Origin of the sequence: Methylobacterium platani (genome assembly GCF_001653715.1) — a bacterium.
Lineage (GTDB): Bacteria > Pseudomonadota > Alphaproteobacteria > Rhizobiales > Beijerinckiaceae > Methylobacterium > Methylobacterium platani.
Genome location: NZ_LWHQ01000083.1, coordinates 14,351 through 34,978, shown reverse-complemented (window position 1 = coordinate 34,978; position 20,628 = coordinate 14,351). Strand labels below are relative to the sequence as shown.

Genomic DNA, 20,628 nt, shown 5'->3' with positions numbered 1-20,628 from the left:
CAGCCAAAGGGACCCCCGCGTGTCGCTCTCGATCGGGAACCGCATCCTCCTCGGCTTCTCCGCCGTCGTCCTGGTGATCGTGGCGCTCGGCGTCTACGCGGTCGGCCAGATCGGCGAGGTGCGCAACGCCACCGACATCATCGTCACCCGCGACCTGACGGTGATGCACCAGCTCGAGAACATCCGCGAGGCGCAGCGCCGGATGAGCGACCTGCGCGACGAGGCGACCACCCGCTACTACCTGCGGGCGCTCGGCCGCGAGCCGGCGGCCAAGGAGGAGCCAGCGGTGACCTGGCGGCGCAACGCGGTGAATGCCGAGACGGCGCTCGCCGGCGCCATCACCACCGCCAACGATTACCGGGCCCAGTCGCTCTCGGCCGATCGCGCGGCCGCCTGGCAGCGCATCGCCGAGCTGCTGGTCGCGGCCGGCGCCGAATTGCGCACCACCCGCACCGCCACCGAGCGCCAGTTCGAGGCGATCGCGGCGAACGACGTGCCGGGCATCCAGGCGGCCGAGACCGCCCTCGACCAGTCCGGCGAGAACTTCGTGCGCACCATGGGGGCGGCGCGGGACGCCCTCGACGGGGCGATCACCGCCGGCCAGCGCCGGGTCGGCGCCATCTACGAGGAGAGCCGGCTGTCGACGCTCGCGGCGCTCGCGATCTGCGTCGTGATGGCCCTCGTCATCACCGTGCTGATCCGGCGCTCGGTGGTGCAGCCCCTCGACGCGGTGATGGCCTTCGTCGGCAAGGTCGGCGGCGGCGACCTCACCGGCCGCATCGCCGACAGCCGCCGCGACGAGCTCGGCCGCCTCGGCGGGGTGCTCAACCAGATGGTCGAGGGCCTGCGCCAGCTCGCGAGCCAGAACCGCGCCTCGACCTCGAACCTCAACGCCGCCGCCGCCGAGATCCGCGCCTCCGCCCAGGAGCAGGCCGCGAGCGTCGAGGAGCAGTTCGCCGCCGTGCAGGAGACCGCCGCCACCGTCGACGAGATCACCCATGCCGGCGCCCAGATCGGCAAGCGGGCGCAGGAGGTGATCGCCACCGCCCAGGCCACCGCCCAGACCTCGAGCGCGGGCTTGCGCGCCGTCGACGAGACGGCGCGCGCCATGGACGCGATCCGCGAGCAGAGCGAGGCGGTCGCCGAGAACATCGTCGCCTTGAGCGAGAAGACGCAGGCCATCGGCGAGATCATCGCCACGGTCAACGACGTCTCGGAGCGCACCCACCTGCTCGCCCTCAACGCCGCCATCGAGGCGGCGGCGGCCGGCGAGAGCGGGCGCAGCTTCGCGGTGGTGGCCTCGGAGATGAAGGCGCTCGCCGACCAGGCCAAGGAGGCGACCGGCCAGGTGCGGGCGATCCTCGGCGACATCCAGCGCGGCATCAACGCCTCGGTGATGCTGACGGAAGAGGCGGTCAAGCGCGTGGCGGTGGGCAAGGAGCGCACCGACACCACCCACGCGACGATCGAGGAGATCACCGCCCGGGTGCAGGAGAGCGTGCAGACCTTCCAGCAGATCGTCGCCTCGACCAACCAGCAGCAGCTCGGCATCGAGCAGGTGATGGGCGCGCTCCAGAACATCCGCCAGGCGAGCCAGCAGACCGCCGCCGGCACCCGCCAGGTCGAGGCCGCCGCCGCCAACCTGAGCGAGCTGGCGAGCGCCCTCCTGGCGCTCGCCGAGCGCTACCGGCTCTGACCGGACCGGACGCCGATCCGCACCGATGGACGACATCCGCCAGCTCCTCCTCGCAGCCTTCGACGCCGAGCACCGCGAGCATCTCGCGGCGATCCGGGCGGCCCTCGCCGAGGCCGAGGCGGGCCGGCCGGCGGACTGGAACGACGTCTTCCGCCGGGCCCACAGCCTGAAGGGAGCGGCCCGGGCCGTCGACCTGCCGGCGGTGGAGGAGGTGGCCCACCGGCTGGAGGCGCTGTTCGACCGGGTGGTGCAGGGCCGCACCGGCCTCGACCGGGCGACCGCCGGGGTGGTCGACCTCGCCCTCGACCGCATCGAGGGGCTGGTCGCGTCCCTGCCCGAGACGCCGGAGCCCGAGGCCCCCGCCGACGCCATCGCGGCCCTCGACGCCTGCCTGTCCGGGGCGCCGGCTCCCGCGGCCGAGCCCGTGACCGTACCCGAAGCGGTCCCGGAGACGGCCGCGAGGTCGGAGCCGAGGGCCGACCGGTCCTCCGAGCCCGCCCCGGCCGCCCCCGCGCAGGACGGCGCCCTCTCCTACCTGCGCATCGCCAGCGCCCAGGTCGAGGACCTGTCGAAGGCGGTGCACGACCTGACCGCGACGCTGCAGGGCCAGGAGGCGATCGGGGCCGCGGTGGCGAGCCTCGAATCCGGCGCCCGCGCCCTGCGCCGCAGCGTCGACACGGTGCAGGGGCGCGCCGGCGAGATGGTGGCGCTCGCCCGCCGCCTGCGCGAGGCCGGCGACCCGGCGGGCGCCGCCCTCGACGGCTTCGTCGACCGGGTGCGCCGCCTCGACGACGACCTGCGCGGGGTGATCCGGGGCATCTCGGGCCTCGCCCGGGTGCAGAGCCGCAGCACCGGCGCGGTCGACGGCGCGCTGCGCCGCCTGCGCGACGACGCCGACCGGCTGCTGCTGGTGCCGGCCGAGACGGTGTTCGGCGGCTACGGCCGGATGGTCCGGGAGATCGCCCGCGAGGCCGGCCTCGCGGTCGAGGTGCGGCTCAACGGCCTCGACCTTCAGGTCGATCGCGGCCTGCTTCAGGCGCTCAAGGACCCGGTGCTGCACGCCCTGCGCAACACGATCAGCCACGGCGCCGAGCCGGCCGAGGCGCGCCGCGCGGCCGGCAAGCCGGAGGCGCTCGCCGTCACCCTGTCGGTCGCCTCCCGCGGCAGCCAGCTCGTCGTGACGGTCCGCGACGACGGCCGCGGCCCGGACCGCGCCCGCATCCTGGAGACCGGCCGACGCCAGGGGCTGGTGGCCCCGGGCGCCGATCCCGACCCGGACGCGATCCTCGACCTCGTCTTCGCGCCGGGCTTCTCGACCGCGACCGCCGTCGACCGGATCGCCGGGCGCGGCATGGGCCTGTCGGTGGTGGCGGAGGCCGCACGGTCCTTGCGCGGCCGGGCGTCGTTGCGGCCGGCCGCGCCCTTCGGCACCGAGGTGACCATCGCGGTGCCGCTCTCCGCCGCCCGCCAGCCGGTGCTGCTGGTCGAGGCGTCCTTGCGGCCCGGCGAGCCGCCGCAGACCTTCGGCCTCCCGAGCGGCGCCGTGGCGGGATTGCTGCGCCTCACCGAGCGCGACCTCGCCTCGGTGGCGGGCGAGCCGGCGGCACGGATCAATCAGGGGGGACGGGACGTTGTCGTGCCGCTCGTTCCTCTCGCGTCGCTTCTCGGATCCGGTGTCGCTCCCCTTCCCCTCCGTGACGGCCAGGTGCGCGCCGTCCTGCTGCGCTGCGGCGCCGGCCATTGCGCCGTCGCCGTCGACCGCCTGCTCGACATGCGCGTGCTCCTCGTCGGCCCGGCCCCGCCCTTCGGCGGCGATCCCGGGCTGATGTCGGGCACCGTCATGCTCGCCGACGAGACCCCGGCCCTGGTGCTCGACCCCGAGGGCCTGTGCGAGCGCGCCCGCGCCGGCGGGCTGGTGGCGGCCGCGCCCGCGAGCCTGCCCGAGCGCCGGGCGCGGCGGGTGCCGACCGTGCTGGTGGTCGACGATTCGATCACCACCCGGACCCTGGAGAAGAGCATCCTGGAGGCGCACGGCTACCGGGTCTTCGTCTGCGTCGACGGCCAGGACGCCCTCGACCGGCTGCGGCGGGACGGCGGCGACGTCGACCTCGTGGTCGCCGACGTCGAGATGCCGCGCCTCGACGGGTTCGGGCTGCTCCAGGCGATCAAGGCCGATCCGGGCTTGACGCGGCTGCCGGTGATCCTGATGACCTCCCGCGGCGATCCCGCCGACATCCGCCGCGGCCTCGACCTCGGCGCCGACGCCTACATCACCAAGCAGAAGTTCGACCAGCGCGAGCTTCTCGACACGATCGGTCAGCTGCTGTGAGCCAGCCAATCCGCGTCATGCTGGTGGAGGATTCGCTGGTGGTGCGCCAGCTCCTCGCCCACATCGTCAGCCGCGACCCGCGGCTCGCCCTCGTCGCCGCGGTCGATTCCGGCGAGGAGGCCCTGCGGGAGATCCACCGGGTCCAACCCGACGTGATCTCCATGGACATCCGCCTGCCGGGCATCGACGGGCTCGAGACCACCCGGCGGATCATGGCCGAGCGCCCGACCCCGATCGTGGTCGTGGCCGACGCGATCGAGGATTCCTCGCTCCGGATCTCGATGAACGCCCTGCGGGCCGGGGCCTTGAGCGTGGTCGAGAAGCCGGTCGGCACCGGGCACCGCGCCTACGAGGCGATCGCCGACCAGATCTGCACCCAGCTGCGCATCATGAGCCAGGTGCCGGTGATCCGGCGCCGGCCGATCGGCGCGGAGCGGCTGGCCCGCACCGACTTGGCCCGGGACGAGCTTCGCGGGACGATCCCGCCAACCCAAATTCCGGCGACCCAAGCCCCGAGCGTCGTGGCGGTGGCGGCCTCCACCGGCGGCCCGCCGGCCTTCGCCAAGCTGCTCGGCGCCCTGCCGGCGGATTTCCCGCTGCCCGTGCTCCTCGTCCAGCACATGGGCGCGGCCTTCATGGAGGGCTTCGCCGACTGGCTGAACGGCGTCGTGCCGCTCGGCGTCGGCGTCGCCCGCGAGGGCGTGCGGCCGGTGGCGGGCCAGGTCTACGTCGCGCCCGGCGACCGCCACCTCGCCCTCGGCCCCGGCGGGCTCATCACGCTCCTCGACGACCCGCCGGTCGGCGGGCAGCGCCCCTCCGCCACGGTGCTGTTCCGCTCCGTCGCCCGCTCGGCCGGGCCGCGGGGGCTCGGGGTGCTGCTCACCGGCATGGGCGAGGACGGCGCGGCCGGCCTCCTCGACATGCACCTCGCCGGGGCCGCCACCATCGCCGAGCACGAGAGCTCGGCCGTCGTCTACGGGATGCCGGCGGCGGCGGTGCGCCTCAAGGCGGCCGGCAGCGTGCTGCCCCTCGACCTGATCGCCCCGCGCATCCTGCGGGCGGCGCAGCCGGGCCTGTCGCCATGACGGCGGCAGCCGATCCTCATCCCGTGACGGCGGCAGCCGAGCCTCATCCCGTGACGGCGGCAGCCGCTGCCGCCCCCATGCCGGCGGCGTCGCCCGCGAGCCTGCCGCGCATCCTGCTGGTCGAGGATTCCGAGACCCAGGCGCTGCAGCTGCGCCTCTTCCTGGAGCGCAGCGGCTTCTCGGTAGTGCGCCACGCCACCGCGGAGGCCGCCCTCGAGGCGATGAACCACGGCCTGCCCGACCTCGTGGTGGCCGATTACCACCTGCCCGGGATGAACGGCGACGAGCTGACCCGGCAGATGCGCCTCGCCATGCGCACCCGGGCGACGCCGGTCCTGATGCTGACCGAGGCGAGCGGCCGCGACATCGAGCGCCAGGGCCTGGAGAGCGGCGCCGACGCCTACGTGCCGAAATCCGCCGACCGCGACCTCCTGCTCCTGCGCATCCGGGCGCTCCTGCGCGAGCGCGCCGCGGTGCCGGCGGACGAGCCGGGCCGGGCGGCGAGCTTCCGCCGCGCCCGCATCCTCGTCGTCGACGGCTCGGCCACCTTCCGGGCCTACCTGTCGGCGCTCCTCGGCCAGGAGGGGCACGAGGTCGTCACCGCCGACGGGCCCGACCAGGCGATGGCCGCCCTCGACGGGCCGGGAGAAGGCTTCGACTGCGTCACGGTCGATCTCCTGGGCAGCGGCTTCGACGCGATCGCGCTCTGCCGCCGGATCGATGCCTTCCGGGGCGCGGCCACCGGCGCCGGGGCCCCGGGCTTCTACCTCGTCGGCATCGGCAGCGCCGCGGCGTCGAGCAAGGACCTCCTGGTCGAGGCGTTCTCGGCCGGGGCCGACGACGTGGTGGCCAAGGGCGCCGACGCCGACCTGCTGGCGATCCGGGTGCGCACGCTGGTGCGCCGCAAGCTCCTGGAGGAGGACGACCGGCGCGTCGCCGACGAGGTGCGCCGCCACGCGCTCGCCGCCGAGCGCGCCAAGGCCGAGGCCACCGCGGCGGAGGCGAAGGCGGCGCTCGCCGGAGCGCTCGCCCAGGCCAACCACGATCTCGAACAGGCCAACCACCGCCTCAAGGACACCCAGGCCAAGCTCGTCCAGGCCGCCAAGATGGCCTCGCTCGGCGAGCTCGTCGCCGGCATCGCCCACGAGATCAACAACCCGCTCGCCTTCATCCTCGCCCATCAGGGCACGGTCGAGCGGCTGATCGGCGAGGTCGCCGGGGCGGTCCCGGAGGGCGATCCCTCCCGCCGCGCCCTCGACAAGGCCCGCGACCGGGTCGGGTCGATGCGCCTCGGGCTGTCCCGCATCCAGGACCTCGTCGTCAACCTGCGGAAGTTCTCGCGCCTCGACGAGGGCGAGATGCAGACCGTGAACGTGCCCGACGCGATCGAGAACGTGCTGGCGCTGATCCAGCACAAGCTCGGCACCCGCATCGCGGTGCGCAGGGACTTTGCCGGCGCGGCCGAGATCCGCTGCTCGCCGGCCCTGCTCAACCAGGTGGTGATGAACATCCTCGGCAACGCCGCCGACGCGATTCCCGGCGACGGCAGCATCACGATCGAGACCGCGATCCGCGATGGCCACGACGTCATCCGGATCTGCGATTCCGGCCCGGGCGTGCCCGAGGAGTTGCGCGAGCGGATCTTCGAGCCGTTCTTCACGACGAAGCCGGTCGGATCCGGCACCGGGCTCGGTCTCGCCATTGCCTACAGCGTCGTGCAGGCGCATAGCGGACAGATCTCCGTTGAATCCGCACCCGAAGGGGGAGCCTGCTTCGTGATCAGCATTCCGCGGCGGGCCGCATGACCGTGGGCGTGACGAGCGAGGCGATGATTCCGGCCGTGCGCGGCACGATCCTGGCGGTGGACGACGAGCCGGATATTCTGGTCGCCCTCGAGGATCTGCTCGAGGACGAGTACCGGGTGCTCACCACCAGCCGGCCGGCCGAGGCCCTGGAGCTGATCGCGGCCGAGCCCGACATCGACGTCATCCTCTCCGACCAGCGCATGCCGGGCCTCACCGGCGATGCCCTGCTGGCCCGGGCCCGGGAGATCTCGGACGCGCAGGCGATCCTGCTCACCGGCTATGCCGACATCTCGGCGGTGGTCTCGGCCCTCAACCGCGGCGGCATCACCGGCTACGTCACCAAGCCGTGGGACCCGTCGCTCCTGCGCAACGCGGTGCGCAGCGCCTACGAGCGCCACCGCCTCGCCCGCGAACTGGCCACCGAGCGCGCCCTGCTGCGCGGCCTCCTCGACCATTCCTCCGACGCGATCGCCTTCAAGGACGGGCAGGGCCGCTTCCTGCGCCTCAACGCCCGCATGGCGGAGCGCCTGGGCGCCCCGTCGGTCGAGGCCTGCCTCGGCCGCAGCGAGGCGGATTTCCTGAGGTCGGACCTCGCCGCCGACGTCGCGGCCGCCGACCGGGCGGCGATCGAGTCCGGGGCGCCGACCGAGACGACGATGACCGAGGGCGCGAGCGAGGCGGCGCAGACCTGGCGCCAGGTCACCCGGGTGCCGATCCGCGACGCCGCCGGCGCCGTCGTCCACCTCGCGGTGATTGCCCGCGACATCACCGAGCAGCGCCAGCTCGAGCTGCGCCTGCGCCAGGCCGACAAGATGCAGGCCCTCGGCACGCTCGCGGGCGGCGTCGCGCACGACTTCAACAACCTGCTCACCGCGATCCTCGGCAGCCTGGAGCTCGCCCTGCCGAAGGTGGCGGGCGACGCCCGCCTGACGCGGCTGATGACCAACGCCGCCCAGGCGGCGCAGCGCGGCGCGGCGCTGACCAAGCGCCTCCTCACCTTCAGCCACCGCCGCGACCTCCAGGCCCGCGTCGTCGACCTCAACGCGGTGATCCGCGGCATGGACGACCTGCTCGGGCGCAGCCTGGGCGGCTTCGTGCAGGTCGAGCACGACCTGCGCGACGACCTCTGGCCGGTCAAGGTCGACCCGGACCAGCTCGAGCTCGCGATCCTCAACCTCTGCATCAACGGCCGCGACGCGATGCCGGAGGGGGGCGTCGTGGTCCTCTCCACCCGCAACGAGACGGTCCGGGGCAGCCAAGGCCGGAACCCGCAAGGCCAGAACCCGCAAGGCCCGAACCCGCAAGGCGCGAGCCCGAAGGGCCGGGCCCTGCCGGACGCGAACCTGCGGGACCCGAACCTCAAGGACGGCGACTACGCGGTGATCGCGATCCGCGACACCGGCACCGGCATCCCGCCGGAGATCCTCGGCCGGGTGTTCGAGCCGTTCTTCACCACCAAGGGCGTCGGCCAGGGCACCGGCCTCGGCCTCGCCATGGTGTTCGGCCTCGTCCAGCAATCCGGCGGCACGATCCGGATCGACAGCACGGTCGGGCACGGCACCACGGTGCTGCTCTACCTGCCGCGCTCGCGCGAGCCGGTCGAGGCGGTGCCCACCGCGCCGGCCGCCCCGACGCCGGCGCCGCGCCGTGCCCGCATCCTGGTGGTCGACGACGATCCCCAGGTCCGCCACGTCACCGCCTCGTTCCTCAACGGCTTCGGCTACGACGAGGTCGCGGTGGCGAGCGGCGAGGCGGCGCTGGAGCGGCTCGACGCCGAGCGGTTCGATCTCGTCGTCGCCGACCTGGCGATGCCCGGGATGAGCGGCCTCGACCTCGCCGAGGCGGTGCGCCGGCGCTGGCCGGCCCTGCCCTTCCTGCTCGTGACCGGCCATGCCGAGGCGGCGCGCATCCCGGCGGAGTTCACCGTGCTGGAGAAGCCCTTCCCCTCCGCCGACCTGGCGGCCCGGGTCGCGGCCCTGCTCGGCCCGGCGGGATGAGGGAACGGGGGGCGCCGGATCCCCCGGGCCCTCTGCCGGACGTCGTGGGGCCGGGCCGGCCGAGCGACGGGCGCCCCGTGCGCGCGATGGACAGCGTACAGTTCAAGACATCGTGCCAATACAGTGTCGCGCCCATTTTCGACCACGACGGCAGTCATGAGACCGTCACGTGGATTACATCGATCCTGCGACCGATTATTTAAACCCCTGCGATGATCTGACAATTGTGGGGCGTTGGCGTTATAGCTTGATTTTAACAAGATATTAACCATTTACGATCGATATCGATGAGGTCACGACGCAGACGTGATCTTCCATCTGCGCAATACAGCGTTCCTCAGACAGAAAAATCTGTTTTTCGACGCGCTTTGCGCCAGTCGACCGCAACGACGAATGCCACGAACAACCCCGATATAGGCCCTTCGAAAGCCCGAATCATGCCAATGAATATTATTAAATATACGATCATCCCGGCATGCCTGGCATCCGCGTTCGCGGCGAGCTCGGCGGCGCAGGAAGGAAAAGGCTGTCCGACGAACGTTATCGTCTCGTCGTCCCCGCCGATGCCGTGCATCGACGGAGCGACCGGCGGGCTCGATCTGGCGCCGACCGCCGCCTATGCCTGGCAGACGTTCATCGCCCTGAACTGGCCGGCGAGCGGCACGGGCCGCGGGACCCCGGACGCCAACGCATCCTTCGGCGAGGTCGACCGCCCACTGGTCTGGGAGACCCTGCGCGCGAAGGTGGAGACCTATCCGGGCAACGGCGCCGCCGGCCAAGCGCCGCACGGCGTGACGCTCGATGCGAAGAACAATCCGACGAACGGGCCCGATTTCGGCTTCGACGACGCGCCGCTCTACGTCTACCAGCCGGCCGCGACCCAGACCAAGGACGGGCTGATCCCGGCCTGCCCCAACCAGGCCAGCGTGAGCGGCCCGGCCTGGCTGCCGCTCGACGAGACGACGCAGATCGGCAACAACCAGACCTTCGCCGGCGCCGCGCCCGCGACGGATCCGAAGGGCTTCAACTCGCAGCCCCAGCTGATCCGCTACGCCGTCAAGATGAACAAGACCGCCTACCAGAACATCGTCGCGAACCGGTTCTGGTACCGGGACATGACGCGCGATATCGGCACGGGGACGGCGCCGATCGACATCGCGGTGGCGAACGGGACGGCCGCCGTGCAGGCCGCGCGCCAGGCAGGGCAGCTGCCGAGCAATCCCGCGACGCCCTTCGTCAATCTCGCCCCGCAGAACGACGACACGGCCGTTCTCACGAAGTCCGCCTGGCGGCCGCTCTCCGCGACGGAGATGACGTCGGGCCGGTTCCGCACGACGACGGTTCGCTACTACGAGCAGACCGCCGGTACCAAGCAGCCCTGCTACCGGGAGGACGTGTGGGGCCTGGTCGGCATGCACGTCATCACCTACACGAGGGGTGTGCCGTGGGTGATCTGGTCGACGTTCGAGCAGGCCGACAACATCCTGACGAGCGACGGCAAGCCGACGGAGGACACGAACGGCACCCCCCTGGTTCCGGCACCGACGGCGGCCACGACGCCGGCGCTCACCTCCGACCCGACCCAGCTCGCACCCGTCGTCACGGCGCAGGGCCCGTATTGCACGTCGCCGGGCTCACGCCTCTTCTTCCGCGAGAACCCGAACTTTCCCGGCTTGCCCTCCGGCGGCAACATCTGCCTCGATAGCCGCTGGCATGCCCTGCCGGACAATATGGTCGCTGCGAACAAAACCGCCCATGCGGCGATCACCAACGCCAATCCGTCTTCGGTCTGGCAATATTACAAGCTCATCAACGTGCAGCCGACACCGATCGACATCACGGGCATCGGTCCGAGCGCCGTCAGCACGCCCGCCTCGTATTATCTGTCGAACTCGGTGATCGAAACCGACTACTCCCTCGGCAACTTCACCGGCGATCTGGTGAAGGGCGTTCCGAGCAACGTGGTTCAGACGTCCACCGGCGCTGCGACGAAGGCCGCATCGGCGAAGGCGGGTGCGACGGCCGACGCCAAGACGGCCGACCCCAAGACGGCCGAGTACTACAATACGCTGCTGATGCCGTTCCAGTCGAACGGGCTGGGATTCTTGCGGCAACCGATACGGATGGGAGGCTGCGCGGGCTGCCACGCCTACTCGGCCGGGACCGGCCGCGACTTCAGCTTCAGCATCGGCCAGAACGTCCTGAAGCCGGATCCGGTCGATGCGTTCGCGATGCCGCCGGCCATGCTGAGCAACGCGATGCGCTAACACACCGTCCGCCGGACGGTCCGGGCGGGAATCGTCCGGCGATACCGGCCAAGCCCGAACGAGTCCGCGCCGAGCGCCGCGCCATCGACACCGCGATGGCGCGGCGCGACCACGTGGAGATCGCCAGACCCCGCCCCGTGTCCCGCCGACGGCACGGACGGCGCAAAAATCGTCCGGCCCCGGGGACTTGTTCACGCTTGCGTCAACAAGTTTTGCCCAATGTTGCCTCTCGATTGCCGAACGGTCGTCCCGGTCGTATGGCAGCGGCGCGCCTGCCGAAGAAGTGTGACACGACATGCCCCGGACGCTGAGACCGAGCCGCCAGATCGTCGTCCTGGCCGTCGTGGCCGCGGGCGCGGTCCTGGCCTATTCCACCCTGCGCCCGGGCCATCGGCCGGAGCCGATCGTCGCCTTCGCGGACACGCCGCGGGGCGGGGCGCGGTCGTTCACGCTCACCCCGTCCCAGCTCGCCACGGTGACGAGCGAACCGGTGGTCGAGCGCCGGTTCGTCGAGGAGATCGCCACCGAGGGCAAGATCGGGGTCGACGAGTACCAGGCGACGCCGGTCTTCTCGCCCTATCCGGGCCGGGTGATCGCGATCTTCGCCCGCACCGGCGAGCAGGTGAAGCGCGGCCAGCCGCTGTTCTCGGTCCAGGCCAACGAGATGGTGCAGGCCCAGAACGACTACCTCGCCGCCCTCAACGTGCTGAACAAGAGCCGCTCGCAGCTCACCTTCGCCCAGGCCGCCGAGAAGCGGCAGCGCGACCTGTTCGAGACCCGCACCACCACCCTGCGCGAGCTCCAGAGCGCGCAGAACGACCTCTCGACGGCGACCAACGACAACCGCACCGCCGAGGTCGGGCTCGAGGCGTCGCGCAACCGCCTGCGCATCCTCGGGCTTCGCGACGAGGACATGGCGGCGTTGCAGAAGGGCTCGGCGATCAACCCCGACACCCCGATCAACGCGCCGCTCAGCGGCACCATCATCCAGCGCAAGATCGGCCCGGGCCAGTATGTCGGCTCGGGGGGCGAGCCGTCCTACATCATCGGCGACCTGTCGAAGGTCTGGCTCGTGGCGCAGCTGCGCGAGACCGACGCCGCCAAGGTCGAGATGGACGAGAAGATCGCCTTCCGGGTGCCGGCCCATCCCGAGCGCGACTTCCAGGGGCGGATCAACTTCATCGGCACCTCGGTCGACCCGACGACCCGGCGCATCACGGTGCGGGCCGAGATCGACAACCGCCAGGGCCTGCTCAAGCCCGAGATGTATGCCAGCGTCCGCATCATCAACGAGCGCGAGAGCCTGTCCCGCGCGGTGCCCCGCGCCGCGGTGATCCTGGAGGGCAACAAGGCCAGCGTCTGGGTGCTGAAAGCCGACAACACGGTCGAGAGCCGGCCGGTGAAGCCCGGGATCGTCGACGGCGCCACCGTCGAGATCCTAGACGGTGTGAGGGAGGGCGAGCGGGTGATCTCCCGCGGCTCGCTCTTCATCGACCGCATGTCGACCCAGAGCTGACGACGCCCCCTCCCCTTCGATCCCGCTCTCTTCGGACAATCGCCATGACCGGCCTCGTCGGCCTCGCGCTGCGCCAGCGCGCCCTCGTCGTCCTGGCCTTCGTGGCCCTGATCGTCGGCGGCCTCGCGGCGTTCCAGAGCCTCAACATCGAGGCCTATCCCGATCCGACGCCGCCGATGGTGAACGTCATCACCCAGGCGCCGGGCCTCTCGGGCGAGGAGATCGAGCGCTACATCAGCGTGCCGATCGAGGTGATCACCTCGGGGCTGCCCGACCTCAAGCAGGTCCGCACCGTCTCGCTCTACGGCCTGTCCGACGTGAAGCTGCAATTCGGCTTCGCCAACAGCTACCGCGAGGCCGAGCAGCAGGTGCTCAACCGCCTCGGCCAGCTCGATGCGCTGCCGAACGGCGCCAAGCCCACCATCTCGCCGGTGAGCCCGATCGGCGAGATCTTCCGCTACAAGCTCGTCGCGCCGGACGGCTACAGCGTCCTCGACCTCAAGACCCTGCAGGACTGGGTGCTGCGCAAGCGCTTCCGGGCGGTGCCGGGCGTCATCGACGTGATCGGCTGGGGCGGCAAGACCAAGACCTTCGAGATCGGCGTCGACCTCGACCGGCTGATGGCCCACGGCCTGACCCTGTCGGGCGTGGTCAAGACCCTCAACGACAGCAACCTCAACGTCGGCGGCAACCGGATCACCCTGGGCAGCCAGTCGGCGGTGGTGCGCGGCGTCGGCCTGATCCGCTCGGTCGACGACATCGGCGAGACGGTCCTGTCGCAGTCGGGCGGCGCCCCGGTCCTGGTGAAGGACGTCGCCACCATCACCATCGGCCACCAGCCGCGCCTCGGCATCGCCGGGATGAACGAGGACGACGACATCGTCCAGGGCATCGTGCTGATGCGCCGGGGCGAGCGCTCGACCCCGTCGATCGAGGCGGTGAAGGCCGAGGTCGCCCGGATCGAGGCCTCCGGCATCCTGCCGCCGGGCGTCAGGATCGAGCGCATCTACGACCGCGCCGACCTCATCGCCGTCACCACCCACACCGTCCTGCACAACATGATGGTCGGGATCCTGCTGATCCTGGTGGTGCAGTGGCTGTTTCTCGGCAACCTGCGCAGCGCGATCATCGTCGTGGCGACGATTCCCTTCGCGTTGTTCTTCGCCGTCATCATCCTGGTGGCGCGCGGTGAATCCGCCAACCTGCTCTCGGTCGGCGCGCTCGATTTCGGCCTGATCGTCGACGGCACCGTCATCATGGTCGAGGCGATCTTCCGCCGGCTCTCGGGCCACGGCCCGGCGCTGCCGCAGGGGCTCGCCGGCGCCAGGGGGATGCCGAGGAAGCTCGGGCTGATCTCGCTGGCCTCCTCGGACGTCAGCCGCTCGATCGTCTTTGCCGCCATCATCATCGTCACCGGCTTCCTGCCGCTGTTCACGCTGTCGGGCGTCGAGGGCAACATCTTCGGGCCGATGGCCCAGACCTACGCCTACGCGCTGGCAGGCGGCCTCATCGCCACCTTCACGGTCACGCCGGTCCTCTCGGCCTACCTGCTGCCCGACCACATCCACGAGGTCGAGACGCTGCTCGTCCGCGCCCTCGACCGGGCCTACCGGCCGGTGATCCGGGCGGCGCTCGCCCACCGCACCCTGACGCTCGGTCTCGCCGGCCTGATCGTTCTCGGCGTGGCGGTGGAAGGGCGCAACCTCGGCCTCGAGTTCCTGCCCAAGCTCGAGGAGGGCAACCTCTGGATCCGCGCCACCATGCCGGCGACGATCTCGCTGGAAGAAGGCAACACCTACGTCAACCGCATCCGCCGGGTGATCGCCGCGGTGCCGGAGGTCGAGCGGGTGGTCTCGCAGCACGGACGGCCCGACGACGGCACCGACGCCGCCGGCTTCTTCAACGGCGAGTTCTTCGCCCCCCTGAAGCCCGCCGAGCAGTGGCGCGAGGGGATGACGAAGGACGCGATGACCGGGGCGCTGCTGGAGCGGCTGCGCACCGAGTTCCCCGGCGTCGAGTTCAACCTGTCGCAGTACCTGCAGGACAACGTCGCGGAGGCCGTCTCCGGCATCAAGGGCGAGAACTCGTTCAAGGTGTTCGGGCCCGACCTGCAGACCCTCACCGACGTGGCGCGCCAAGTCGAGGCGGTGCTGAAGCGCGTGCCCGGCGTCACCGATCTCGGCGTCTTCACCTCGCTCGGCCAGCCGACGGTGCAGATCAACGTCGACCGGGTGCGGGCCGCCCGCTACGGCCTGACGCCGGGCGACATCAACACCACCGTGCGCACCGCGATCGGCGGCGACGCGGCGGGCGAGCTCTACGACACCGGCAGCGAGCGCCACTACCCGATCATCGTGCGCCTCGCCTCGCAGTACCGCCAGAGCGTCCGGGCCATCCGCGAGCTGCGCATCGCCGGCCAGACCCAGAACGGCGCGATGGTCCAGATCCCGTTGAGCGCCGTCGCCGACGTCGAGGTGGTGTCGGGCCCGGCCTACATCTACCGCGAGGGCCAGGAGCGCTACCTGCCGGTGAAGTTCAGCGTGCGCGACCGCGACCTCGGCAGCACCATCATCGAGGCCCGAGAGCGCGTCGCCCAGGAGGTCAAGCTGCCGCCGGACTACCGGCTCGAGCTCGTCGGCGAGTTCAACAACATGCAGGGCGCGCTCGCCCGCCTGTCGGTCACCGTGCCGCTGGCGATCCTGCTGATCGCGGTGCTGCTCTTCGTCAATTTCGGCTCGCTCGTCGACACGCTGCTGGCGCTCAGCGTGATCCCGATGGCGGTGGCCGGCGGCATCGTGGCCCTCGCCGTCACCGAGACGCCGTTCTCGGTCTCGGCGGCGATCGGCTTCATCGCCCTTCTCGGCATCGCCGTGATGGACGGCATCATCGTGCTCACCCACTACAACGCGCTCATCGCCCGCGGCGAGGCGCGGGCCGAGGCGATGCTGAAGACCTGCTATACCCAGATGCGCCCGGTGGTGATGACCTGCGTCGTCGCCGGCGTCGGCCTGCTCCCGGCCGCCTTCTCGCAGGGCGTCGGCTCGCAGGTGCAGAAGCCCCTCGCCCTGGTGGTGGTCGGCGGCATGAGCCTCGCGCCGGTCCTGATCCTCATCATCCTGCCGGTGCTGATCCTGCTGTTCTCGCGGCGGCGTCCGGCAGCGTCGCACGTCCCGGCGGAGCCGGCGGCACCGGCGCCGGCCGGGGCGGCGATGCCGTGAGCGGGAGGGCGCGCGGCCCGGCCGGATGACCGACGAGGCGATCGCGCCCGGGCGAGGCGCGATCGACGATCGTGTCGCGAATGGCGCTGGCCAGGGGCGCGTCAGGCGCTAACATAGCCCAGGATCGCAATCCGCGGACTTGACCGTGCCAGACTTGCTCCCGACAGATTCTGCCGCGGGCGCCGTCCCCCGTTCCCTCTTCACGACGGATGGCCTGCCCGAGCGCGACCGTTTCGAGGCCTGGCGCAGCCTGTTCTCCGCCCATTCCCTCGACGCCGACCCGGTCGGGTTCTCGGGCAGCATCGAGACCACGCTGGTCGGCGCGATGGCGCTGCGGGTCATGAACGCCGCCGCCCAGGGCCCCGCCCGGTCCCGATCCCAGATCCGGCGCGACGGCCAGGACGGCTTCGTCCTGCATCTGAGCCAGCACGCCTACAGCGTCGAGACCGACCGCGGCGTCGCGGAGGTTCCGGCCGGCGCGGTCACCCTCAACGACCTGTCGCAGCCCTATCGCCGCAGCCGGGTCCCGGAGACCGGCTCGCTGATCCTGGCGCTGCCGCGTGCCTCGGTCGCATCCGTGCTGCCCGACGAGGAGGCGCTCCACGGGCTGATCCTGCACGGCGGCGCCGGCCGCCTCCTGGCCGACCATATCCGGAGCCTGGCCGCGACCAGCCACGCGATCGCGACGGTGGACGCGGCCCATATCGCGCAGGCGACGCTCCACATGGTCGCGGCCTGCGCGCGTCCGAGCCTGGCGACGGCGGCCTGCGCGACCCGACCGCTCGATGCCGCCCGCCTCAGGACCGCGAAGCGGTTCCTTCGCGGCCACCTCTCCACGCCGCTCCGGATCGACGCGATGGCGAAGGCCCTCGGCCTGTCGCGCACGCAGCTCTATCGCCTGTTCGAGCCGGAGGGCGGGGTTGCGCGGGCACACATGCGTCTGCGCCTCGCGGCGATCCGGTCGACGCTCGACGACCCGCTCGAGCGGCGGTCCATCGGCGCGATCGCGGAGGCCTACGGCTTCGGCAGCGGCCCGCTCCTCAGCCGTGCGTTCCGGCAGGCCTATGGCCTGAGCCCGCGCGACTACCGGGCGACCGTCCACCGTCGATGAGGCGACGGGCGCCGCCGAAGCGCCCGCCCCGTTCTCCTGACGCATCGGCGACGAACGGGACCCCGGATGCCGCTGCGCGGCCCCGGGATCGTCCGTCAGCGCGAAGGCGGCACAAGGCGCTGTGCCAGCCGGCGAAGGCTGCAGCCGGCTCTCCCTGGGCCGTCAGGCGGCCACCTGCCCGCTCCCGCCGGCCTCGCGGCTCTCCGCCGCCGCCAGCAGCACGCAGGTCGCCACCACCTCGGCCGCCGCCTCGACCTCGGCGACGCTCGGATAGGACGGGGCGAGGCGCAGCAAGCGGTCCTGCGGGTCGCGGCCGTAGGGGTGGGTCGCGCCGGCCGGCGTCAGCGCGAGGCCGCAGGCCGCCGCGAGCTTGACCACGCGGGTGGCGCAGCCCTCGGGCACTTCGAGCAGGATGAAGTAGCCGCCCTCCGGGTCGCTCCAGCGCGCCACCCCGGTGCCGCCGAGGTGGCGGGACAGCGTGTCGATCACCGCCTGGAACTTCGGCGCCAGGAGGCGGCGGTGGCCGTCCATCAGCGCGTCGAGCCCGCCCCGGTCGCGCAGGAAGCGGACGTGGCGCAGCTGGTTGAGCTTGTCCGGCCCGATGCTGCGCTTGCCGGCCTGGGCGAGGTACCAGCGGATGTTCGCCTCCGACGAGGCCAGCATCGCCAGGCCGGCGCCGGCCAGCGTCACCTTCGAGGTCGAGGCGAAGACGATCGCCCGGTCCGGGTGACCGGCCCCGGCGTAGGCCTCCAGGACGTTGCGCAGTGTGGGCCGGCGCTCGGTCAGGTGGTGCAGCGCGTAGGCGTTGTCCCAGAACAGCCGGAAGTCCGGCGCCCCGGTCTCCATCCGGGCCAAGCGCTCGACGGTGGCGTCGGAATAGGTCTCGCCGCCGGGGTTGGAATATTGCGGCACCGCCCACATCCCCTTCACCCGGGGATCGCGGACCTCGCGCTCGACCACGTCCATGTCCGGGCCGTCGACGGTCATCGGCACCGGGATCATCCCGATGCCGTAGGTCTCGCACAGGGCGAAGTGACGGTCGTAGCCCGGCACCGGGCAGAGGAAGCGGATCTCCTCCTCCTTCGCCCACGGCCGGGCACCGCCGGGCACGCCCTTCAGCAGCGCGTAAGCGATGCAGTCGTGCATGAGCGCGAGGCTCGAATTGTTGCCGATCGCGATCCGTTCCGGCGACGCCCCCAGCACGGGGGCGAACAGCGCCCGCACCTCGGCCAGGCCCTGGATGCCGCCGTAGTTGCGGGCATCCTCGCCGCTCTCGGTGCGGTGGTCGCGGTTGCCCGGAAGGGTGAACAGGCCCTCGGACAGGTCGAGCTGCTCGGGCGCCGGCTTGCCCCGGGTCATGTCGAGCTTGAGGCCGCGACCCTGCAGGGCGGCGTAACGGGCCTGGAGGTCGGCAAGCGCAGGAATGGCAGTCATGGGAGGTTCGCTGGTGGACGGAAGGCGCGTCACCTTTGCGCCACCCGCCCGCGGGAATCCAGCGTTTTGCCGCCGGATCCCCCCGGCCTCTCCTGGCCGGTCCTGGCTTTGGCGCCCGCTACTTGCCGGCCTTCTCCGACAGGATGGCCCCGGTCCGCGGATCGGCCTTGAACTTCATCGGCTTGCCGTCCTTCAGCCCCTCGCCTTCCCAGTGCCCGTCATCGGCCTCGATCTCGGAGATTTGGGTGTAGCCGGCAGCCTCGACCTTCTGGATCACCTGGCCGATCGGCATCCAGTCGGCCCCGACCTTGTCGGCGAGGGCGCCGGCGCTGCTGCCGGCGAGGAACAGGGCGGCGAGGGCCGGGATGGTCGTCTTGGTCATGAGGATCGCGTCTCCACTGGCGTGCGGCGGATGCCGTCGGGAGATCGCAGAGCCGGCCCGCGCGGTTCCGGCGCAAAAAGAAAGGCGGCCCTCGCGGGCCGCCTTCGCGATCGTCGAAACCGGGACGCCGATTACTCGGCGGGGGTCTCGTCCGACACCTGGACCGGGCCGGAATCCTTGCCGCGGGCGTCGACGTCGCGGTCGACGAACTCGATCACCGCCATCGCAGCGTTGTCGCCGTAGCGGAAGCCGGCCTTCATGATGCGGCAATAGCCGCCCGGGCGGCCGGCGTAGCGGGGCCCAAGCACGTCGAACAGCTTCTTGACCATCACCTCGTCGCCGCGCAGGGCCGCGATCGCCTGGCGGCGGGCGTGCAGGTCGCCGCGCTTGCCCAGCGTGATCAGCTTCTCGACGACCGGACGCAGGTCCTTCGCCTTCGGCAGGGTGGTGATGATCTGCTCGTGCTTGATCAGCGCGGCCGACATGTTCGAGAACATCGCCTTGCGATGCTCGACGGTGCGGTTGAAACGGCGACCCCGGAAACCGTGACGCATGGCTCTCTCCTTTGGTTCTCGGCCGCCGTGCCACGGGTCGGCCGTCCTTTGTGGTGCGAGGGCGGAGAACCGCCACTCCGGATGCGCCCCCCGTCGCGGGCGCATCCGGAGTGGCGGCGCGGGGGAGTCCCGCGCCGCGAGACCGGCTCAGTAGTGCTCTTCGAAGCGCTTGGCCAGGTCCTCGATGTTCTCCGGCGGCCAGCCGGGCACGTCCATGCCGAGGTGCAGGCCCATCGCCGCCAGCACTTCCTTGATCTCGTTGAGAGACTTGCGGCCGAAGTTCGGCGTGCGCAGCATCTCGGCTTCGGTCTTCTGGATGAGGTCGCCGATATAGACGATGTTGTCGTTCTTGAGGCAGTTGGCCGAGCGGACCGACAGCTCGAGCTCGTCGACCTTCTTGAGCAGCGCCGGGTTGAAGGGCAGCTGCGGCGCGAGAGGCGCGGCCTCTTCTTTGCGGGGCTCCTCGAAGTTGACGAAGATCTGGAGCTGGTCCTGGATGATGCGGGCGGCGTAGGCCAGCGCATCCTCGGGCGAGACCGCGCCGTTGGTCTCGACCGTCATGGTCAGCTTGTCCTTGTCGAGATCCTGGCCCTCGCGGGTGTTCTCGATGCGGTAGGACACCTTGGTGACCGGCGAGAACAGCGCGTCGACCGGGATCAGGCCGATCGGCGCGTCCTCGGGCCGGTTGCGCTCGGCCGGGACGTAGCCCTTGCCGGCCGACACCGTGAACTCCATGCGGATCTCGGCGCCATCGTCGAGGGTGCAGAGCACGAGGTCGGGGTTGAGGATCTGCACGTCGCCGATCGTGGCGATGTCGCCGGCGGTGACGAGGCCCGGGCCGGTCTTGCGCAGGGTCATGCGCTTGGGCGTGTCGCTCGACGAGCGGATCGCGATCGTCTTGATGTTGAGGACGATGTCGGTGACGTCCTCGCGCACGCCCGGGATCGACGAGAACTCGTGCAGCACGCCGTCGATGTGGACCGAGGTGACGGCCGCGCCCTGGAGCGACGAGAGGAGCACCCGGCGCAGGGCGTTGCCGAGGGTGGTGCCGAAGCCGCGCTCGAGCGGCTCGGCCACCACGGTGGCGATCCGCTTCGGGTCGTGCCCGGGGGTGACCTCGAGCTTGTTCGGCTTGATCAGCTCTTGCCAGTTCTTCTGAATGACCACGTTCGCACCTCTCGCCAACTTACACCGGGGCGGCCCCGAAGGACCCTCCCCTCGCGGTCCCTCCCGC

Annotated in this window: 13 protein-coding genes; 9 read left to right on the top strand and 4 right to left on the bottom strand. The window is 71.5% G+C overall.

The window, feature by feature from the left end:
• The first annotated feature begins 19 nt into the window (after nucleotides 1-19).
• The 9 genes from A5481_RS29920 to A5481_RS29880 all read left to right on the top strand — a co-directional run bounded on the left by A5481_RS29920 (nucleotide 20) and on the right by A5481_RS29880 (nucleotide 17,024).
• The gene (locus A5481_RS29920; protein ID WP_048431942.1) at nucleotides 20-1,696 is read left to right on the top strand and encodes a methyl-accepting chemotaxis protein; all 1,677 of its coding nucleotides are present in this window, start codon (nucleotides 20-22) and stop codon (nucleotides 1,694-1,696) included.
• A gap of 25 nt (nucleotides 1,697-1,721) precedes the next feature.
• Nucleotides 1,722-4,025 carry a hybrid sensor histidine kinase/response regulator gene (locus tag A5481_RS29915; protein WP_048431941.1) on the top strand — a complete coding sequence of 768 codons (2,304 nt, stop codon included), beginning with the start codon at nucleotides 1,722-1,724 and terminating at the stop codon, nucleotides 4,023-4,025.
• Between the two features lie 17 nt (nucleotides 4,026-4,042).
• Complete coding sequence (cheB, locus tag A5481_RS29910; protein WP_048431940.1) at nucleotides 4,043-5,110, top strand: chemotaxis-specific protein-glutamate methyltransferase CheB; 1,068 nt, start codon at nucleotides 4,043-4,045, stop codon at nucleotides 5,108-5,110.
• Nucleotides 5,111-5,187: 77 nt separating this feature from the next.
• A complete protein-coding gene (locus A5481_RS29905; protein ID WP_048431939.1) occupies nucleotides 5,188-6,915 on the top strand; it encodes a response regulator in 1,728 nt (575 codons plus the stop codon).
• Nucleotides 6,912-8,912 (top strand): response regulator, encoded by a 2,001-nt coding sequence (locus tag A5481_RS29900; protein WP_048431938.1) that lies wholly within the window; start codon nucleotides 6,912-6,914, stop codon nucleotides 8,910-8,912. Before A5481_RS29905 ends, A5481_RS29900 begins: the two co-directional genes overlap by 4 nt.
• 437 nt (nucleotides 8,913-9,349) lie before the next feature.
• Nucleotides 9,350-11,179, top strand: coding sequence for a hypothetical protein (locus A5481_RS29895; protein ID WP_156311692.1), 1,830 nt, complete (start codon nucleotides 9,350-9,352; stop codon nucleotides 11,177-11,179).
• Between the two features lie 295 nt (nucleotides 11,180-11,474).
• Nucleotides 11,475-12,695 carry an efflux RND transporter periplasmic adaptor subunit gene (locus A5481_RS29890; RefSeq protein ID WP_048431936.1) on the top strand — a complete coding sequence of 407 codons (1,221 nt, stop codon included), beginning with the start codon at nucleotides 11,475-11,477 and terminating at the stop codon, nucleotides 12,693-12,695.
• Between the two features lie 44 nt (nucleotides 12,696-12,739).
• Nucleotides 12,740-15,913, top strand: coding sequence for an efflux RND transporter permease subunit (locus A5481_RS29885; RefSeq protein ID WP_048431935.1), 3,174 nt, complete (start codon nucleotides 12,740-12,742; stop codon nucleotides 15,911-15,913).
• A 145-nt stretch (nucleotides 15,914-16,058) separates the two neighbouring features.
• The gene (locus A5481_RS29880; RefSeq protein ID WP_245238601.1) at nucleotides 16,059-17,024 is read left to right on the top strand and encodes an AraC family transcriptional regulator; all 966 of its coding nucleotides are present in this window, start codon (nucleotides 16,059-16,061) and stop codon (nucleotides 17,022-17,024) included.
• A 162-nt stretch (nucleotides 17,025-17,186) separates the two neighbouring features.
• On the opposite strand, the gene A5481_RS29875 is transcribed toward A5481_RS29880, so the two are convergent.
• From A5481_RS29875 to A5481_RS29860, 4 genes are all read right to left on the bottom strand, one after another.
• Nucleotides 17,187-18,458 carry an aspartate aminotransferase type Ic gene (locus A5481_RS29875; RefSeq protein WP_048431933.1) on the bottom strand — a complete coding sequence of 424 codons (1,272 nt, stop codon included), beginning with the start codon at nucleotides 18,456-18,458 and terminating at the stop codon, nucleotides 17,187-17,189.
• A 118-nt stretch (nucleotides 18,459-18,576) separates the two neighbouring features.
• Nucleotides 18,577-18,840, bottom strand: coding sequence for a PepSY domain-containing protein (locus tag A5481_RS29870; protein ID WP_048431932.1), 264 nt, complete (start codon nucleotides 18,838-18,840; stop codon nucleotides 18,577-18,579).
• A gap of 131 nt (nucleotides 18,841-18,971) precedes the next feature.
• Entirely contained in the window at nucleotides 18,972-19,394 is a 423-nt protein-coding gene (gene rplQ / locus A5481_RS29865; RefSeq protein WP_048431931.1) for a 50S ribosomal protein L17, read from the bottom strand.
• A 147-nt stretch (nucleotides 19,395-19,541) separates the two neighbouring features.
• Nucleotides 19,542-20,579, bottom strand: coding sequence for a DNA-directed RNA polymerase subunit alpha (locus A5481_RS29860; protein WP_414468138.1), 1,038 nt, complete (start codon nucleotides 20,577-20,579; stop codon nucleotides 19,542-19,544).
• Nucleotides 20,580-20,628: the final 49 nt, after the last annotated feature.